Genomic DNA, 1118 nt, shown 5'->3' on the forward strand with positions numbered 1-1118 from the left:
GCTGCGGTGCGAGCTCGCTTGGGAACGGCCCGGCGCTTCGCTCATGCCAACGCCTGCTGAAGCGTCACGGCCCGCAAGGACTCGGCTTTCAGCCGGTCGAGCAGCAGCGGCAAGGTGGCCAGGATCACCGGCTGCCCATCGGGCGTGAGCGCGGCGTGGCCGTCGTGCATGAGCAGGATGTCGCCCGGGCCCAGCCCTCGGATCAGGCGCTGCAGCACCTGCTGCGGACGGCCGTCGCGCGTGTCGTAGGGCCGGCGGGTCCAGGCGGCCAGCTGCAGGTCAAGCCCGGCGAGCACCGGCTCCAGGAACGGGTTGCGCAGACCGGCGGTGGGCCGGAAAAACAGCGGGGCCTGGCCGGTGATGTCAGAAAGCGTGGCCTGGGCGGTCGCGACGTCGGTGCGCATGCGCCGGGGGCCGAAGAGGGAAAACGCGTTGGAGTGGGAGTCGCCGTGGTTCTCGACCCGGTGACCGCGCGCCACGATCTCGCGGCAGAGCGCCGGGTGTGCCCGCGCGCGCCAGCCGATGCAGAAAAAACTGGCCTGGGCGCCAGCCGCGTCCAGCAGGTCGAGCACGCGCGGCGTGACCTCTGGGTCGGGCCCGTCGTCTATGGTCAAGGCCAGTTCGCGCCGCGCCTGTGAGTGCGCCGGCAGGCGGGTGAGATTGGGGCCGAGCAGGCTGGAGCGCGGCAACAGGCCGGCCACCGTGATCACCGCGTGGTTGAGCGCCACGGCCCCCAGTGCCCAGGGCCAGACGGCTGGCACGGCCAACGTGCCCAGCGCGGCCCCCGCGTGCAGCAGCGCGGACGCCTTGATCGCGGGGGGGACGGTCCAGGGCCGGCTCATGGCAATGCCGGGAAATGCCCCAGTGAGAGGAAACGCTGCCACAGGGGCAACCAGACCGCCCAGTCGTGTTCGCCCGGCAAGGTGATGTGGGTTGCGTCGGGCATGTGCCGGGCCAGCAAGCGCATGCCATCGGCAAAACGGTCCTGCGCCCCTTAGCCCATGAACACGGGTACCTGGGGCAAGTGCTGCTTGAGCCACTGCCAGAGGCGCACGTCGGGGTCGGTCTGCTGCTCGGGGCCCGCCTGCCAGGCGTCGAGCCCGCCAGCGCGATCGATC

1 protein-coding gene is annotated in these 1118 nt (G+C 71.6%); it reads right to left on the reverse strand.

Annotation, left to right across the window (positions count from 1 at the left end; genetic code table 11):
• Positions 1-41 precede the first annotated feature (41 nt).
• Entirely contained in the window at positions 42-842 is an 801-nt protein-coding gene (locus Q7W29_12090; GenBank protein MDO9172556.1) for a polysaccharide deacetylase family protein, read from the reverse strand.
• Between the last annotated feature and the right edge of the window lie 276 nt (positions 843-1118).

It is taken from the genome of bacterium (genome assembly GCA_030654305.1).
GTDB lineage: Bacteria > Krumholzibacteriota > Krumholzibacteriia > LZORAL124-64-63 > LZORAL124-64-63 > PNOJ01.

Excerpts from the sequence above, each read along its gene's own strand:
- Q7W29_12090 (MDO9172556.1), bottom strand. The coding sequence starts at position 842 with ATGAGCCGGCCCTGGACCGTCCCCCCCGCGATCAAGGCGTCCGCGCTG.